Source organism: uncultured Methanospirillum sp., assembly GCF_963668415.2.
Classification (GTDB): domain Archaea; phylum Halobacteriota; class Methanomicrobia; order Methanomicrobiales; family Methanospirillaceae; genus Methanospirillum.
In genome coordinates, this window is the sequence record NZ_CAXXDL010000001.1 from 1,133,613 (window position 1) to 1,150,939 (window position 17,327).

Sequence of the window (17,327 nt, forward strand, 5' to 3'; positions counted from 1 at the left end):
AATTAAATATTTGGGAATACTACCTCTTTCTCGTCAATTTTAACATTAAATAGACCTTCATACCTGCTAATCAGATCATCCAGGTAAATATCGCTAAACATTTCAGGATAGAGAATCTTCCCAAGCAAGGCCTGCCCAATAATCCCTTTAGGGCCATACAAAAAATTACTGGTAATCACATAGGTCCTATTCTGACTGCAGGCATCAATCTCAGAGAATCCTGCACGGGATTTCAAATCAGATAATATTTTTACAAAATCCTTTTCTTCTCCGACATAGGTATGGACAGTCTTAATAATGAATGCAGGATTTGTCTTCACTACCCATTCAGGAGTAACCTTCGGCCACTGTGTAGGGAGATTTGAAGCCACATTATTGGCTTTCATATGAGACAACAATGAATCCCCTCCGCTCTCTTTCCCTGCCGCTGTATATTCACTCCCAATTTCAAGGTACACGTCAGGCTGTTTTTCATTACCTATACTGGTAATCCGGTTTTGAATCATCTCATCTTGTTGATAAAAAAATGTCAGGTACAAAGAAGCATTCTCATTTTTTCCGGTTAATATTCCGAGATTTTTTACCGATGATGGAAGCTCAGAGAAAATATAACAATTATAGGAGAGAACTGGAACATTAAGGATTGAAAATTTAGTTTTTTCCGTTTCTCCCGCTGTATTCATAAGAATAATTACATCAGGATGTAATTCCGTAATCTTTTCTACATTAGGACTTCCAGATTCACCAACGTTAACTGCATTTGGAAGATATTGTTTCAGGTTAGTTTTTTCAAGGATACTTTGTGGAACACCAACTACCTGATCCCCTGCCCCTAAAACGATAAGTGTTTCAATAGTGTCAAGATTGAGAGCAACAATTCTTTCCACTGGCTTTGAAAAAGAATACGTATTATTCAGAGAGTCTGTTACAGTAATGTTTGTGAAACCTGATGATGGAACTTCATTATTGACTGGAGGATTATGAGATACACAACCGATACTGAATACGACACAGATACAGAATAATACAAGGAGACACGTTACGGCCGGGGGTTTTAAGGAGAACTTCGGTTTTTCTCTCCTGATGACATCTTTTCTTAAGAGGAATAACACCCCCAATCGTATAAATGGTTTAAATGGAATCAATTAAATCCTCTTACCTGATTCTACATTCAAAAACCGGTTTAGGATCTTTTTATCTACCCGTTGAGCCATTTCGCTAATACTCTTCCCCCACCCATCAACATCCCGGGCCGTGATAATATCCACATTTCCTCCCTGATGATCTCCTTCTCCCACCTCATCCTCAAGCCAGGACTCCACCTCAAGATACGTATTTTTCAAACCTTCCAGAACATCAGGATCTGCATCCCAGAGTTCACGCTGATGTGCCTCAAGAAGTCTGCGGGTCAGTTCTTCGAATGCATACGGGTTTTTCTCCTCAAAAAACTCCTTCATCTCCGGATCAAGCACAAATGTCTTTGTGATCTCATCAAAGACCCAGTCATCAACTTCCCGAATCGATGCCTGCCATCCCATAATATGTTCAGTTCTGGTAGAGATCGAAGCAGCACCATTATATCCTGCTTTCTTCATTGCCTCGATCCACTTCGGATTGAGAATTTTCCCTCTGACCATCCTGCGGAGTTCGTCAGCCATATCATGTACATACGGGTGATCCGGCTCCCTGGTATCTCCATAATATACCCTGACCTCATCAGGATTGTAGTGACGTGCAGCGGTGGTCATTCCTCCGTGATATCCAAAATAGCAGCAACAACCGAGAATATCACAGGAATCTGTCCCGGTCTTATCAAATGTTATATTCACGGTAGACAGGTTTCTGGCAAACTGTTCTGGTTTGAGTTTCCCGGCATATGACTTTCCATACGCATACCCACCGGTGGTCATGAACACATCAACAAGGTCTTTTTCAGTCTCCCAGGCACTGGCGTGAACCGCAAGAGCCACTGCGGTCACATAAACCCCGGGCGGATTACTGAAGATCCGAAGTGTAGATTCCCGCCAGTCCTGATTCGTATCAGGCATGCTCATCAGGGAATGTTTTCTGATATAATTCATCTCCGGCGGCTCATCAAGGGCGGCAACCGCAGAGATTGCATCATCCATGAGTTCATACGTAGTAGGGTAACAGTCCCGGAGGGTGGAAGTCATCTCAATGGTGAGATCAATCCGTGGTCTGCCAAGTTCTTCAAGAGGTATAATCCGAAATGACCGAACCTGACCACTGGGATTCCAGACCGGTTCAACCCCGATCAGGTACATCATCTCTGCCAGTGTCTCACCGTTGCAGCACATCATATCCATAGCCATCCAGAAGAATCCTACATTTTCTGGTAGTTTTCCTTCTTCTTTCTGGTATTTCTTAATGAGTGAATCTGCAAGCCCTTTCCCTACCATCCAGGCGGATCTGGTCGGTGTCCGGTAGGGATCAGAACAATAAAAATTTCGCCCAGTTGGCAGAATGTCATCCTGACCCCTGCTCAGATATCCAGATGGTCCGGGAGGTGTATGGCCCATCTCCATCCCGTTTAGTAGAGCATCAATCTCCTTTGACTGGGCAAGACGTTCATTGATATCGAGGATACGAAGTTGAATCAGATGTAACTGATCTACCTGGGATTTGGTGAGGGACTGATCATACAGTTCTGAGAGACAACATGATGGATCTTCAAGCGTAGCGATAATAAACTCTTTTGCATGGATATCTAACTCTTCAATGATTGTCCCGTTTGATTTCCCGGAAGCAGAACAGAACCCATCCTGATGCTCATACAGATCATCAAAATCATATCCCAGGATGGTAGCAATTACCCTTCGTATGCAGAGGACTCCAATATCAAACCTGAGAATATTATTGATAAATTCAATCCTGCTCTCACCCTCTGGAATCTCCCCAAAAATATGAACATCCCTGATTATCTGAGTATTTCTGATTTTAGAGAGTGCCTCATGTGCTTTACCTTTAAGAACCTCAAATGAATCAGTCGGTTCCAGATGCATATCAATGTCAAAATTTATTCCGTGAACCAGATCTCTGACCTGATGTTCAATGGCGTGTTTACGTGCATGATCTGCCCTGGATGTCTCATATTCGGTGAGTAATTCATCCAATTCTTCGAGTTTCTCATACAGCGAAGATTGATCCATTACCGAGAGCATGTAATCAATCAGCGTTGCATAAGTCCTTCTTTTTGAAAGGGCTCCTTCTGGAGGATTATTGGCATTATAGATGTACAGATAGGGTTTAGTACCGATACAAACATCAGGAGAACAACCCCTGGACATTCCAACTCCATTACCTGGAGTCAGTTCAAGACTGCCATGAGTGCCGAGATGAACCAGGAGATCAGCGTCAAATTCATCTTCCAGATAATGATAGGTAGCCAGGTACTGATGTGGAGGTGGGCAGTAGGGATCATGCAAGATCTTGCAGACTTTCCCGTCACATTTCGGCCCGTAACATCCACGTTTAGGCTGGCAACAGATGAGAATGTTTCCGAGTTGTATTCCGGTGATGAGCAGGGTCCCGTCATACACCATTCCTTCACCTGGCGGCTGACCCCAGACACTCTCGACCTTCTCTCTGAAAACGAGGTCCAGTGTGTCATACCACTTGTGATACTCTTCCGGAGTGATTCGGGCAATGGCCCCTCCTTTGGCTATGATATCTTCAACAGTTGTCCATCTGAATTCACAGAGAGCCCGACGCTCGAGTATAAGATCTACCAGAGCCTGTCCATCCTCCGGAATATCAGTTATAGTGTAACCTTCTATCTTCATCCGGTTCAGGATCTGAACCATACTCTGCAGACCGTTCATATGGGATGCACTCCCGACTGTTGCCTCAACCCCATGGCACGGGCTGTTATTGAGCATGAATACAACACGACGATCAGCCTTCTCTTTCTTAGCCAGGCGAATCCATCGCGATATCCGATCTGCCACCCGCTCACATCGTTCCGGAATAGCAACCCGGGTCCCATCAGAATCAGGTCTCTCAAAATTGGAACCGATCATGACCGGTTCAATGACCCCTTCGTATTCTGGAAGAGACACAGCCCATGGAACATCATCTGTCAGCCCTTTTAGATCCTTCCACTCTTCCAACGACTGATAATAGGAGACCACTGGCTGAAAAACCGGGATATTCATTGATTTAATCAGGTCGAGACTCCTAATGAACGGCTCTTTAGCCTCATCAACCGGGGTTACCGGGTCAGTCACCGGTGAGATTAATTTGATGATTCCACAAACCCTGGGCTCATCGTCTTGAACAAAATATCGAAGAATTGTCTCCTGAAGGCCGATTGCCCCCAATCCAGGATCGCAGAAAGAATCGGTAAAAGCAGGAATGACGTTGATACCCCGATGCTCAAGACACTCAATCAGGGTATTTTCAACCGCAAGATTGCCATTTACCCAGAATGACCTGTCAATAAGAATTCCAATGAGATCAGCCTCACGAGCTTGGTACCACTGAAGATATTCATCAATGGTCTGAAATGAACCTTCATATCGGGGATGGTTTATTCCCTGTCGGGGAAAGGTTTGTGGAGGAGGAACAGATAGTATCTCTCCCTTAAGGCTACGAATATAAAGAAAGAGACTTTTCAGGTTGTCAATGCCCCCGTTGATAAAATACTGAGAACAGATCTCCTGCTGCTCCAGGGATAGTAGTGACTTTGAACATACAAGGTCTCCTCTTCCCATAAGGATAACTGGAATTACCGATGCCCGGGCTTGTATTTCTGACTCTATATCAGGACTTCTGAATTGAACTCCTCTCTCAATTATTATCGCTGATGCATTTCTGCACGCTTCCAGAATTCCATCCTCCTGTTCAGCCGACAGAGTTGAAGCAGTGATGGAATATGTGAGAAGATCTTCCTGAACATCTTTTGCAGCTTCTGTCAAACAACGAACCGACTCTTTCTTAATAATTCCTAGTGTTGTCATGAACGGATCTCCATCATCTACAGATGATCATAGTGGTAAATTACTGATTTGATAATACATTTTTAAAAAATGATTATACCATATATGATTAATTTGTCATTTATCCCACATAATAGGTATAATTATGGATGTGGAGCCGGATTGAATTCAATAGTATTGCAGAATATCACCAAATGGTATGGTCCCCTTTGTGCTGTTCGGGATCTCTCACTTGAGGTTGAAAATGAAATATTCGGCCTTTTGGGACCGAATGGATCCGGGAAGACTACTACCATCCGGATGCTCACCACCCTACTTGAGCCGACCGAAGGAAAAGCGTTCGTCTGCGGACATGAAATAAGAGAAAATCCAGGAAAAGTCAGAGAAAAAATAAGTTATGTTCCGCAGGAGATGGCAGTTGACGCGAAATTTACCGGGAGGGAAAATGTCAGGTTCTATGCAAAAATGTACGGGGTGAAAGATCGTGAAAACCGTATTGACGACGCCCTTGCGGTCATGGATCTTTCTGATCGGGCAGATGAACCGGTCAAAAATTTTTCAGGGGGTATGAGACGCAGATTGGAGCTGGCCCAGGCCCTTGTACATGAACCCGAAGTCCTTTTTCTTGATGAACCCACCGTCGGACTGGATGTAGCTGCCCGGAAAAAAATTTGGGAGCACATCAACAGTCTTCGTAAGAATGGGATGACCGTTTTTGTCACTACTCATTACCTAGAAGAAGCAGATGCAGCCTGTGATCGGATAGCCATTCTTGATAAAGGGCAGGTTGTTGCTATAGGAACTCCGGCTCATTTAAAGAATCATCTCATTAAGGATGTCATTATTGCCCGGATAACTGGAGAATACACCCCCACAATTACCCCTGGATATTCGTTTAAGAAGCAGGAGGGTGATGAACTGTTCTTTCTAGCAGATTCTGGAAGCGAAATAATTCCTGAACTGGTTGCTGATATAGGAAGACAGGGACTACAGCTCCATTCTATCTCCCTTCGTGAGCCCCGGCTGGATGATGTATTTCTGGAATCTGTATCCATACAGGAAGAGAAGGGCCGGTTTAATGATGTAAAATTCAGGACTATGCTCAGGAGGACCCGATGAACGCAGTATATTATTTTTTTGAACGGGAAATGACCCGATGGCTCAGGGCGAGGATTGCTGTCGTTTCAACACTCATGCTACCAGCTGCCTGGTTGATCTTTGTCGGACTTGCCCTGCCAATCCGGTTCACCGATAATTACGTTGATTTCCTGACACCCGGAATCGTCATCATGACCGTTTTCAACGCCTCAATGGCGGGGGGATCACTCCTTCTCTATGATAACATCCTGGGATTTCTCAACAAATTTCTCGCCCTACCCGCACCTCATGAGAGTATCCTCTTTGGCAAGATCATGTTTATCACCACTCGGGGCCTGATACAGGCAATGATCATCCTGATCATATCAGCCCTTATCGGTGGCTCAATCCTCGACCCTGCCCGGTATCTCGCAATATTGGCAATCCTTATCCTAATAGGGGTCCTCTTTTCTTCAATTGCAACCACCATCGCCCTGATGATCGGAGAATATGACTCCTATGGGGCAGTTAATGCCTTGATATCAATGCCTCTCTTTTTTACCTCAAGTGCCCTGATGCCGTACTATGTCATGCCTGACTGGCTTCGGATAATCGCTCATCTTAATCCACTTAGTTTCGCAATCGATTCTGTCAGAAGCATCGCTACCGGAATTATTCCATACTCTCAAATTGCTATTATGGGCTGTTTATGTGGGGGGGTTCTTGGTTGTTGTGTAGTTGTTTTTAGAAAATTTACCACCAGGCTTTAATTATCAGTTTCATATTACCCACATTAAAAACGATATTTTTTACTTTTTCTATTTCATATGACTAAATAAAAAAAAGTATTAATCCATAACCCAAAAATAGTATCGTATTTTAATCAACGTTTCGGTATCGATAGGAATCATGGCATGACCGCATATCAGAAAAACCCAATAAGCCTCTTTCTTTCTGGAAGAAGACGAAAATTTATTGTATTAATAACTCTCCTCATCCTCCTTTTTCTCACTTGCATTTATGCTCTCAATGCAGGATCATTCCATCTCCCGTTTGAACGAATACTCATTATTCTGTACCAGATGATAACTGATCCAGCAGCCCTGGAAGGAGCTAAATCAGAAAAGATCGTAGTGATTGATTTCCGGATGCCTCGTGTCATTTTAGCGATTCTAACCGGGATGAGTCTTGCAGTCGCTGGCTGTGTCATGCAGGCACTTCTAAAAAACCCTCTTGTCAGCCCCTTCACTCTTGGGCTCTCTTCAGCAGCATCGTTCGGAGCTGCGATGGCCATCGTCTTCGGCCCTGCCCTGTTTCCATTCATTCCCACACAATACCAGAACGGAACAATTATTCTTTCAGCATTCCTGATCGGATGGCTCTCGATCCTCCTCATCTATGCTATCTCCCGGATGAAAGGCTCGTCAAGTGCCACCCTCATCCTCTCCGGGGTAGTCATCGGGTATATCTTCACAGCCGGAGTCATGATTCTGAAGTATCTCACCAACGATGAGAAACTTCGGGAGATCACACTCTGGCTCATGGGAGGTATGTGGGGAGCAAACTGGGGAGCAGTACTGATTGTAACCCCAATCACCCTGCTCTGTTTTCTATATTTAGAGTCACGGGCCTGGGATCTCAATACACTTGCTGCAGGAGACGATGTAGCGAAAAATCTGGGAGTAAATGTCAACCGGCTCAGACTGACAGGCCTCTTTGTAGCCACACTTGCCTCTTCAGCATGCCTTGCCTTTACCGGAATAATCGGATTTATCGGCCTTATGGGTCCGCATATTGGCAGAATGATCATCGGCAATGACAACCGGTATCTGATACCCTGCTCGGCCCTTCTCGGAGCATTCATCCTTTTGATCTCAGATACTGCAGCCAGAACGGTGATGGACCCTATCGAGATCCCGGTCGGAGTGATCATGTATATCATAGGAGGGATCTTCTTCATGATCCTCATTCTTCGGGGACAGCACCGGGTGATCACCTGATGGAGGCAGCATGAGACTCACAGTCAGGGATTTATCAGTCAGGTACGGAAAATGCCAGATCCTGAACTCAATCAGCTTCGACCTCATCCCGGGAGAAGTACTCTGCATCATCGGTCCGAATGGATCAGGAAAGAGCACACTCATTAAAACTCTAGCCGGTATCATCAGCCAACAGAGTGGTTCGGTTTTTTTGGAAGGCAAAAATATCGACGAATACACCCGGAATGCGGTTGCACGAACCATAGGGTATGTACCCCAGGACTTTCAGTATCTCACCTCTGCATCAGTACTTGAGGCTGTAATACTTGGAAGGAGACCTCATGTCGAATGGTCTCTTACACAGCATGATCTGGACGTAGTTCAGGCTGCAATGGAGAGACTTGCCATCTCCCCAATGGCCGAAAAGATGCTCACCGAACTCTCTGGGGGGGAACGGCAGCGGGTCTTTATCGCCAGAGCAATTGCACAGGAGCCGGAGATCTTCCTCTTTGATGAGCCGACAAGTGCTCTAGACATCAGACACCAGATTGATGTCTTCTCAATGATCAGGGAGCTCTCTGAGCAGCATTCCAAATCAATCCTTGTCGCAGTGCATGATCTTAACTTCGCGTACCATTATGCAGACCGGGTTATGCTCATCGATAAAGGAAGGATTGTAAGTATCGGATCAGCAGAAGAGGTCATGACCGAGGAGAATATCATCTCGGTATATGGCGTTCCGATGCAGTTTGTCACAACCGGTTCCGGCAGATATGTCCTCCCTGTCTGGAACAACCCCACAGAACAGCATTCATGTCCTGAAATGAGTTCAGCACGGGAATAATGCCAGTCCTCCAGGTGATTCATGGATAGAGTAGATATGTATGAGAAGTCTCAATCTGCCAATTCAGGCAGCAATCGCGTAGAAATACGGAACCTTACAAAAAATTACGGCGACCTCTGTGCAGTAAACCAGATGAACCTCTCGGTTGGAAACGAGATCTTCGGTGTTCTCGGTCCGAACGGATCAGGAAAAACAACCACTGTTCTCATGCTCACAACCTTGCTTGCTCCAAGCTCAGGATCAGCAGAGATCTGCGGATATGACATTCAGAGAGATCCAAGAGCAGTTCGTGAATCACTCAGTTATGTTCCCCAGGATATGGCCGTGGATGTCAGACTGACCGGCAGAGAGAATGTTATGATGTTTGCTGAGTTGTATGGCGTCAAAAATCCGGCAGAAAAGACCGATAAGGTTCTTAAGATTCTTGAGTTATCTGACCGGGCTGATGAATTTGCCAAGGTTTACTCTGGTGGAATGAGGCGAAGGCTTGAACTTGCCCAGGCTCTAGTCCATGATCCACAGGTTCTCTTTCTCGACGAACCGACCGTGGGGCTCGATGTTTCAGCACGAAAGAAGATCTGGGAGCATATCAGGTCTCTTCGTAGTAACGGTATGAGCATCTTTGTTACAACCCATTACATGGATGAGGCAGACCGGTACTGTGACCGGGTCGCCATTATGGACAAAGGGGTGATCAGGGCGATTGACACCCCTGCCAGTCTGAAAGCCATGATCTCGCAGGATGTGGTAACAATCACCATCTCCGGACATTTTGCGCCGATTGATGTGCCAGGTGTCAGATTTGCAAAGGCAGAGGCTGATGAACTGATCTTTTATGCAGATCACGGTGATTCTGCCCTACCTTTGATCAAGGACGCCCTGACGGAGCAGGGAGTCAGGGTTCTTGCCATGTCAGTTCGAAGGCCCTCGCTGGATGATGTTTTTCTGCATCTTGTTGGCAGTTCTGAAGATACCTCTCCGTTCAATCTGAGCAGATTCAGGAATGTTACCGGGAGGCGGGGATGAATCCAATCCTGGTATACTGCAGAAGAGATCTCATCAGGTGGTTCAGAGGGAGATGGGGATTTATCTCTGCAATGGTTATGCCTGCCGCCTGGCTGGTCTTTGTCGGACTTGCTCTTCCAATCAGGTTTACTGACCATTATATCGATTTTGTCACTCCCGGTATCCTGGCCATGACAACTCTTTCGGCATCTCTTGCAGGTGGAGGACTTCTTATCATGGACCGGATGCTTGGATTCTTCAACAAATTCCTGGCCTTACCACCACCCCGTGAATCGATCCTCTTTGGAAAGATCCTTGTAATCACAATCAGGGGGCTGATTCAGTCAACGATCATCCTCTCCATTGCATTCCTGCTTGGGGTTAAATTGTATTCACCAGTCCAACTAATGTTCACATACCTGATTCTGTTCATATTCGGAGCCCTCCTCTCAGCCTGTGCCACTACTCTTGCGATCTATGTCGGTGATCATGATCAGTATGCTGCAGTAAATGCCATGATCTCGATGCCGATATTCTTCACATCATCTGCAATGATGCCTTATGATCAGATGCCTCCCTGGCTGCAACCACTGGCCCATCTGAATCCGCTCAGCTATGCAATCGACGGTATCAGGATGGTTCAGACAGAAACGATTCCCTTCACTCAGATCGCACTTCTGTCTCTACTCTGTGTCCTGATTCTCGGTCTATCTGTGCATGCATTTAGAAAGGTAAAACTGTGAGCCTCGTGTGAATAAAACAAGAATAAATGACGATTACTATGAAATTCAAAACATTGTTACAAATTCTCATTGCACTTCTGATCTGTTTCAGCTGTGTGGGTGCTGTTAGTTCTGCTGATATCTCATTCTCTGATTCTGAAGGGAAATTAATCAATCTCCCAGCCCCTGCAGAGCGGGTAGTCTGTCTGAACAGTGATGCTGCGGAGATGATGGTGGCACTTGGAGCAGGTGACAAGATTGTCGGTCTGACTGATAGTGTTATGACAGATACCACTCTGATGTCTCACATACCCAATGCAGTCAGTGTCGGCGATTGGCAGACTCCCAACTTTGAAAAAGTGCTTCAGTTAAAACCAGATGCCGTGATAACGTACTCAAGTTCAAAACCTAAAAATCAGGATCAGTTCTTGAATGCAGGGATAAACCTGACATATCTCGACTGTTACAAGATCAAGACACTCGATCACGATGTCAGGTCACTTGGCACCCTCATCGATGCAGCAGATAAGGCTGAAGCATATACGCAATTCAAAGAAAAATGGGAGGGTCTGGTCAGTTCAAAGGTTGCAAATCTGGCACCTGAGCAGATTCCATCTGTGTATATCGAGGGATACTCAGATTATTCAGCAAATGGAATGGATAGTGGAGTAGATCAGGAACTGAGTGTTGCTAAAGGAACAAATCTCGCTTCCGCTCTGAGAGAGCAATGGCCAAAGGTCACACCGGAGTGGATCATAAGTCAAAATCCCGGAGTAATCATCAAGGTTGTCTCTCTAAAACCTGAAAAAACTCTTGCACAGGTGAGAGATGACGTGTTGCACCGTTCTGGGTTTGAGACACTATCAGCAGTCAAGAATAATCAGGTATTTGCCTTAAATGGCGATCTCGCGTATGGTCCCAGGAGTCCGGCAGGTCTCGTGTATGTTGCAAAAGCCCTGTATCCGGATCAACTTCAGGATGTCAGTCCTGATGATGTGCTCAAAGAGTATGCTGAGAAGTTTGTGTCAGGGATGGAGAAAGGGGAGTATTACTCACCGGTTCTTTAATACTCAAATATTATATCGAGATCCGGGTTTTCAAACCTTGAAGGATAAGAAATTCTTCTTTTTTTAATTTGGATATATTAAGAAGTATCTGTGTGATCTTTAATCATGCAGATTTTTGTCATAGACAATATTTGAGGGAAATCAATTGATTTTGTATTGAATATTATCTCTGAAAAATGAACTTAATTGAATTTGGATGAATATTTCGTCAAAATTAATTGGAGTATAATTTATCACCTCACAACTAACATTTATTCTCCTTCGTTTTTTATCGATAAAGGGACTATTGCCATGAGTGTGCCCATGAATAATCCAATCTCCATTAAAATTTTGGGTATAATCATTAGCCGACATTCCGCAGATCTTCGCAACTTCTTTAATTATATAAAAAGGTAAATTATTTATCTAAGTACGTCGATCACTGTATATTCAATGGATTTTGATGATATCTTCGTTTCAGGTTCAGATAGAACAATCGGTCATTTAGGACTGGTTGCTGGATGTTATGATTCATTAAAAATTAGTGAGATCGTAGACAATCTCATCCCTAAAAATGGACAACATAAACTCACTCACGGTGATGCCCTTAAAGGAATGGTAATCAATGGCCTCGGATATATTGAACGCCGTCTTTATCTTTTTCCAGGTTTTTTTACAGACATTGCCGTTGAACGACTATTTCACCAAGATGTGTGTGAAACCAACTTCAATGATGATGTAATTGGTCGAACTCTTGATACAATACATGCATACGGTGAAACAGAACTCTTCAATCAGATCATTCTCCCTTCGCTGGAAAATGAAGAGTTCTCAATCCATCTTGTTAATGCCGATACAACAAATTTCAGTGTGTATGGCGAATATGATGGAGAAAGCCAAAGTCAGGAAATCTCAATAACTCATGGTCATCCCAAGGATGGTCGTTGGGATCTGAAACGGTTTTCTCTGGGAATGGCAACAAATCAATATGGCATCCCCCTCATGCTTCAAACCTTTTCAGGGAACGAATCTGACAAGAAAGCATTACTTGAAATAATCAATAAGGTCCGTATGAATCTAAATACCGGTGAAAAAGTGATTCACGTGGCGGATGCTGCATTTTATACTGAAGACAATATCCAGACATTAGGTCTTCACACATTCTGGGTAAGCAGAGTTCCAATGACGATATCTGAAGCGATAGTTCTTAGGAATACGTCGGAACTCTTCATCCCATGTAAGGATGAGCGATACTCATGGTTTACTGCAAAATCTGAATATGCAGGAATACCCCAGAACTGGACCGTATTTCATTCAAATGAACAACAAAAGAAGAAAGAACCTGATTTCGAGAAGAGAATCCTGATTGAATTTGAGAAGACAAAAAAATCGCTCAAACACTTATGTTCTCAAAGATTTGCTTGTGAACCAGATGCAAAAATGGTTGCAGAAGAATGGATACAGAACCATCCTAAAGTAATTTTCAGTTCATTCACGATTGACCAGGTCAGAGAGCGATTAGAGAAAAAACGGGGAAGACCTAAGAAAGATGAACAGCTTGTGACAAAGTTCATTGTTAACGCAGAAATATCTCTCAACCAGGTACTTATCGAACAAGAACGATCAATCCTTGGAAGGTTTATTCTTGCGACGAATGATCTGGATTTGGATCCTGATACATCTTTGAGTTATTATAAGGGACAGTCACAGGTGGAGAAGGGATTCAGGTTCCTGAAAGATAAAACATTCAGGGTTTCAGACGTGTTTTTGAAGAATATTGGAAGAATTCAGGCGTTGGCAATGGTAATGGTTCTCTGCCTTTATGTCTACGCTGTTGCTGAATACAGACTGAGGAAAGGGCTGAGAGAAGCGAACGAAACCATACCTGATCAGACGGGAAAGCCAACACAAAAACCAACGATGAGATGGATATTTTTCCTTTTCAGAAGGGTAAAAGAAATATCACTTCGAATCGAGGGAATGATAGTCACGAAAGTTTTGAATCTTAATGACATCCTCATAAAAATTATTAGGTTCTTGGGGCCGCATTGTGAAAAATATTATTCGTTATGAGATCTCTGCGGAATGTCGGATTAGGATTATGAATCAGCAAAAAAACATGTCCACGATATGATACGAGATGTTGTTTCGCCCATGTGGTTTTATCATGGTTTCCTTTGATAAAAATTATGTGCCCATTTAATTTGTGTTTGCGCAATGTGGATATTAATCCAAAGTCTCCTAGAAAATAAATTCTGTCACAAGGTTTAACCACATGATTCCAATTTTTGATAATTTTTAAATTCATTGAGGTTTGAGTATGAAATGAACCTCTTCTGCACCAATGAAATACATTTTTATGAAAAAAATGAGTATCAGAAATAAACCAGACTCTCTCCAGTATATATCTCTTCAATTTTGTTATGATGTTTTGATTTTATTATTTCAGAGATAAATTTTTTCAATCGAGTTATCATGGAAATACCTTTAAATTACTAATACTAAATGAATTTTTTTTAAGAAAACAAATGAAAACGTAAAACCTAAATTTTCATATTCTAATTTGATATGATTATTTTAAGAAAATATAATATTATTTATACCCTTAAATACGAAATAGGAGATATGCTATTTTTTCGAGTTAGATACACAGATTCTCGATATTCAATATTTAATAGCAAGAATATGGCCTTAATTACACTTTCAATCTTAATATTTTCAATAATTCCATGTATTAATGGAGCCACCATTTCAGTTCAGGTTACCAATGCAACCTCAAATCAATTCACATATACTGTTTCAGAAAAATTTGGCTCCTTTGGTTCACTTCCTGGAGAACTGGATCAAATTGCTGACCTGGAGGTTGGAGATGATGGAACAATCTATGTATCAGATCCGGGCAATCATCAGGTTACAGAATTTTCTTTGAATGGGACATATCTTCGATCTATCGGAGGTTGGGTTGATGGTGTAGGTTTCACCTTCTCGCCGGGAGGAATAGCACTGGATTCAACAGGAGATCTGTATATCGCTGATTCTGGAACAGACCGGATCCTTGTGTTTAATCCACAGGGAGATCAGAGATCAGTTTTTACGATTTCGGCAAATTCAAGCACCTTGCATTTTGGCACCCGATATATTGCGGTGAATTCGACAGGATTCATCTATGTTACTGAACCGGTAGATAAAACTATGAGAGTACTCGATCCCCGAGGTAACCTGATACAGACCTGGAATTTAACACAACAATCCAATACCCCTCAATCTCCGGGCCCGATGGCAATAGATGAAAAAGGTACGATATATATGATCAGTCCAGGTTCACGGAATCTGCTGGCTTATAGCCCTGATGGAACGCGAATTTGCGACTGGAGCCTGAATAAGATAGGGTATTACTCTGACACTATGTTGGCAGATCTGGTCATCGGCCCGGATGGCAATCTGTATTGCTCTGCTTCAGGCCATAACGATGTTTCTATCATGAGCACGAATGGAACCCTGATTGATCGGGCAATATTTCCGACCTCTTCGGTAATGTTCCCGGCTCTTGCATTTTCGCCTGATGGAGATATGGTTGTAGGAGATTCGCAGACGAAGAAGATATCTCTCATTCACCGAACGAGAGTTGCAGGCCAGTCACCTCCTTCCGGGTCATCAAGCCACGTTACGGTGAGAATCAATGTATCCCCGGAACAACAGTCTGACTCATCCCTACTATATGTTACACCGGTTGTGATCCCGGTATTAGGCCTGAAATACCCATCTCATATCACCTATGGTGATGACAAGACTCTGTTCATTTCTGATTACAATGGACATACAGCATATAAAACCGATATCAGGGGGACAATTCTCCTAACCATAAATAACAGCTCCGTGCCTGATGGAAGATTCAACAATCCGGGAGGGATAGTCCGTGATTCGGCAGGTACTATCTACATAGCCAATCAGGGAGCTGGAAGGATTGAGCTCTTCTCTCCTGATGGCAGATACCTCTCATCACTGGGTAGTCATGGGAATGGGTATGGACAGTTCAACCGTCCTTCGGGTCTGGCCTTCGGACCTGACGGTTCACTGTATGTTGCAGACCTTGGAAATAACCGGATCGTAAGACTCGATACAACCGGAAGAATACTGGAATCGTGGGGAAAGCAGGGGATTAAGGACGGTGAATTCAGGGAGCCCTGGGGGATTACGGTAGATACAGCCGGGATGGTGTATGTCACCGACTCACAGAATAACCGGATACAGCAGTTCAGTTCAAACGGTACCTGGATAAGGTCCTGGGGATCGAAGGGGGATATTCCTGGTAAATTTCAGATTCCGATGGGGATTCAGATTGGACGGGATGGTTTTCTGTATGTTGTGGATGTGAATAATTATCGTATCCAAAAATTTTATTTAAATGGAACATTTATTAAGGATATTATTCCTGAAACCAGCACCGGGTCGCAAAAAATCCGGATGAATGGGCTTTCTCTCTCATCTTCCGGCGATATATACACTACAAACTGTTATGGAAATGCTGTCATCAAACTTGAACCGGCAAAAGGAAAGAGCCGGGTTCAACCCCATGTCAGCGACAAGGTACAATCATCAAGGCCTTTATTAGCATCCCTGTTTCCGATGCTTATGGATATAACTCGCCTCGATGAACAGGCCCAACTCTATGTCAGCGATATTGGAGAGTTTGTTGGTGACGTTTTTGAAGAACCTCAAGTTATTGCATCACCAGAACTGATCAGGTTTACTCGTTCCTCTTCGTGGACCTTGCCTTCTTCAGGACCTGATAGTCTCTCGCTTCCTGGCGGAGTGTCTGTCGGCCCGGATATGAGTATTTACATTGCAGATTATGGTAATCATCGGATCCAGAAGTTCTCTGTAGATGGAATTTTGCTTGGGGGATGGGGTTTCAGAGGATCAGAACCTAGTGCTTTTTTCAATCCTTCAGATGTTGCAGTAGACAAGTCGGGGTTCGTGTATGTTGCTGATACAAACAATCACCGGATCCAGAAGTTTACCTCAGATGGACAATTTATTCAGCAATGGAACATTTCAAATCAGGAAGGGGGTAGGTTAGCCAGGCCCACCAGTATCGCAGTTGATAAACAGGGTCTTGTATATGTGACAGACTTTGCAAATAATAAGGTCATACAATACTCCACCGAAGGGGTTGAAATTTGCAGATGGGGCGTATATGGCAATGTTGGGGGTCATCTCATGGGACCATATGGCATCACGGTACGGAATGGGATGGTATATGTCACGGATATTCTCTCCTCATGCATCAAGGTGTATGATACGACCGGGAATTTCATATCCACATGGGGTGTACATGGTTCTGGTGAAGGATATCTTACCGAACCTGAAGGGATTAGTACAGATCCTCATGGAAATATTCTGGTTGGTGATGCTGGAAATAACCGGATACAGATCTTCAGCCCACATGCAGAAATCCTTTCAAATGGGAGTATTCCAACGATTCCCGGATTGAAACGCCCTGCTGATCTTGTATCTTTGAATGACCGGAAGGTTCTGATTAGTGATACAGGAAATAACAGGATCGTGATACTGGAGTATGAGGCGTATCATCCCGAAGACCTCCCTCTGGATGAGCGATATGCACGGTTCAGTCAGAACATGGATGACTGGTGGAATAAAACCTGGGAGGCCATCAGTACATACGATCTGTGATC

The 17,327-nt window shown here is 43.7% G+C and carries 12 protein-coding genes; 9 read left to right on the top strand and 3 right to left on the bottom strand.

What is annotated here, in order from left to right; all coding sequences use genetic code 11:
* Positions 1–2: 2 nt before the first annotated feature.
* The gene (locus ACHZA2_RS05185) at positions 3–1,145 is read right to left on the bottom strand and encodes an ABC transporter substrate-binding protein (RefSeq protein ID WP_319578821.1); all 1,143 of its coding nucleotides are present in this window, start codon (positions 1,143–1,145) and stop codon (positions 3–5) included.
* The gene (gene cobN / locus ACHZA2_RS05190) at positions 1,146–4,979 is read right to left on the bottom strand and encodes a cobaltochelatase subunit CobN (protein WP_319578822.1); all 3,834 of its coding nucleotides are present in this window, start codon (positions 4,977–4,979) and stop codon (positions 1,146–1,148) included.
* Positions 4,980–5,120: 141 nt separating this feature from the next.
* Between cobN and ACHZA2_RS05195 the strand changes: the two genes are divergently transcribed.
* The 8 genes from ACHZA2_RS05195 to ACHZA2_RS05230 all read left to right on the top strand — a co-directional run bounded on the left by ACHZA2_RS05195 (position 5,121) and on the right by ACHZA2_RS05230 (position 13,704).
* The gene (locus tag ACHZA2_RS05195) at positions 5,121–6,077 is read left to right on the top strand and encodes an ATP-binding cassette domain-containing protein (protein ID WP_319578823.1); all 957 of its coding nucleotides are present in this window, start codon (positions 5,121–5,123) and stop codon (positions 6,075–6,077) included.
* Positions 6,074–6,805 (top strand): ABC transporter permease, encoded by a 732-nt coding sequence (locus ACHZA2_RS05200; protein ID WP_319578824.1) that lies wholly within the window; start codon positions 6,074–6,076, stop codon positions 6,803–6,805. Before ACHZA2_RS05195 ends, ACHZA2_RS05200 begins: the two co-directional genes overlap by 4 nt.
* Positions 6,806–6,949: 144 nt before the next feature.
* Positions 6,950–8,035, top strand: coding sequence for an iron ABC transporter permease (locus ACHZA2_RS05205; RefSeq protein WP_319578825.1), 1,086 nt, complete (start codon positions 6,950–6,952; stop codon positions 8,033–8,035).
* A 10-nt stretch (positions 8,036–8,045) separates the two neighbouring features.
* Complete coding sequence (locus ACHZA2_RS05210) at positions 8,046–8,858, top strand: ABC transporter ATP-binding protein (protein ID WP_319578826.1); 813 nt, start codon at positions 8,046–8,048, stop codon at positions 8,856–8,858.
* Positions 8,859–8,879: 21 nt separating this feature from the next.
* Positions 8,880–9,884 (top strand): ATP-binding cassette domain-containing protein, encoded by a 1,005-nt coding sequence (locus tag ACHZA2_RS05215; RefSeq protein WP_319578827.1) that lies wholly within the window; start codon positions 8,880–8,882, stop codon positions 9,882–9,884.
* Positions 9,881–10,606 carry an ABC transporter permease gene (locus tag ACHZA2_RS05220; RefSeq protein WP_319578828.1) on the top strand — a complete coding sequence of 242 codons (726 nt, stop codon included), beginning with the start codon at positions 9,881–9,883 and terminating at the stop codon, positions 10,604–10,606. The genes ACHZA2_RS05215 and ACHZA2_RS05220 overlap by 4 nt, the downstream gene beginning before the upstream one ends.
* A 95-nt stretch (positions 10,607–10,701) precedes the next feature.
* Positions 10,702–11,652 carry an ABC transporter substrate-binding protein gene (locus ACHZA2_RS05225; protein WP_319578829.1) on the top strand — a complete coding sequence of 317 codons (951 nt, stop codon included), beginning with the start codon at positions 10,702–10,704 and terminating at the stop codon, positions 11,650–11,652.
* 432 nt (positions 11,653–12,084) lie between these two features.
* Complete coding sequence (locus tag ACHZA2_RS05230; RefSeq protein ID WP_319578363.1) at positions 12,085–13,704, top strand: IS1634 family transposase; 1,620 nt, start codon at positions 12,085–12,087, stop codon at positions 13,702–13,704.
* Here the strand turns inward: ACHZA2_RS05230 and ACHZA2_RS05235 are convergent.
* Positions 13,661–14,047: a metallophosphoesterase family protein gene (locus ACHZA2_RS05235; RefSeq protein WP_394698497.1), complete on the bottom strand. Its 387-nt coding sequence runs from the start codon at positions 14,045–14,047 to the stop codon at positions 13,661–13,663. The genes ACHZA2_RS05230 and ACHZA2_RS05235 overlap by 44 nt on opposite strands.
* Before the next feature lie 269 nt (positions 14,048–14,316).
* Between ACHZA2_RS05235 and ACHZA2_RS05240 the strand changes: the two genes are divergently transcribed.
* Positions 14,317–17,325 (top strand): beta-propeller fold lactonase family protein, encoded by a 3,009-nt coding sequence (locus tag ACHZA2_RS05240; RefSeq protein ID WP_319578830.1) that lies wholly within the window; start codon positions 14,317–14,319, stop codon positions 17,323–17,325.
* Positions 17,326–17,327 lie beyond the last annotated feature (2 nt).

Bases quoted from the DNA above. Each gene is read 5' to 3' on its own strand.
- cobN (WP_319578822.1), bottom strand. From the start codon at position 4,979: ATGACAACACTAGGAATTATTAAGAAAGAGTCGGTTCGTTGTTTGACA.
- ACHZA2_RS05200 (WP_319578824.1), top strand. From the start codon at position 6,074: ATGAACGCAGTATATTATTTTTTTGAACGGGAAATGACCCGATGGCTC.
- ACHZA2_RS05205 (WP_319578825.1), top strand. From the start codon at position 6,950: ATGACCGCATATCAGAAAAACCCAATAAGCCTCTTTCTTTCTGGAAGA.
- ACHZA2_RS05210 (WP_319578826.1), top strand. From the start codon at position 8,046: ATGAGACTCACAGTCAGGGATTTATCAGTCAGGTACGGAAAATGCCAG.
- ACHZA2_RS05215 (WP_319578827.1), top strand. From the start codon at position 8,880: ATGGATAGAGTAGATATGTATGAGAAGTCTCAATCTGCCAATTCAGGC.
- ACHZA2_RS05220 (WP_319578828.1), top strand. From the start codon at position 9,881: ATGAATCCAATCCTGGTATACTGCAGAAGAGATCTCATCAGGTGGTTC.
- ACHZA2_RS05230 (WP_319578363.1), top strand. From the start codon at position 12,085: ATGGATTTTGATGATATCTTCGTTTCAGGTTCAGATAGAACAATCGGT.
- ACHZA2_RS05240 (WP_319578830.1), top strand. From the start codon at position 14,317: ATGGCCTTAATTACACTTTCAATCTTAATATTTTCAATAATTCCATGT.